The sequence below is a fragment of the Burkholderia sp. Bp9099 genome, assembly GCF_003857805.1.
Lineage (GTDB): Bacteria > Pseudomonadota > Gammaproteobacteria > Burkholderiales > Burkholderiaceae > Burkholderia.
Map to the genome: position 1 here is coordinate 1 of NZ_QTPU01000117.1, position 241 is coordinate 241.

Genomic DNA, 241 nt, shown 5'->3' on the forward strand with positions numbered 1-241 from the left:
TAAGAGCGAGTGCCGTTTATACAAACAATCTCTACACGTATAATGGTACAGGATATATCGTTCTTCAAAACAACATCGAACCTATTGATACATCACGTACCCTAGGAGCAACTACTGCATTTCTTAATATTCGATCAACGACGGTTAGTTGTAATACTCTCACTTATGCCAGCGGCGGATCAATGGTTTTAAATAGTAATTTAAATCCGCCTTCTCCAAATGCAGTTTCTTTTGGAAGTCC

1 protein-coding gene is annotated in these 241 nt (G+C 38.6%); it reads left to right on the forward strand.

The window, feature by feature from the left end; all coding sequences use genetic code 11:
• Positions 1 to 241: hypothetical protein (locus DIE17_RS37760; protein ID WP_221624906.1), on the forward strand; the 241-nt coding region annotated here is incomplete at both ends.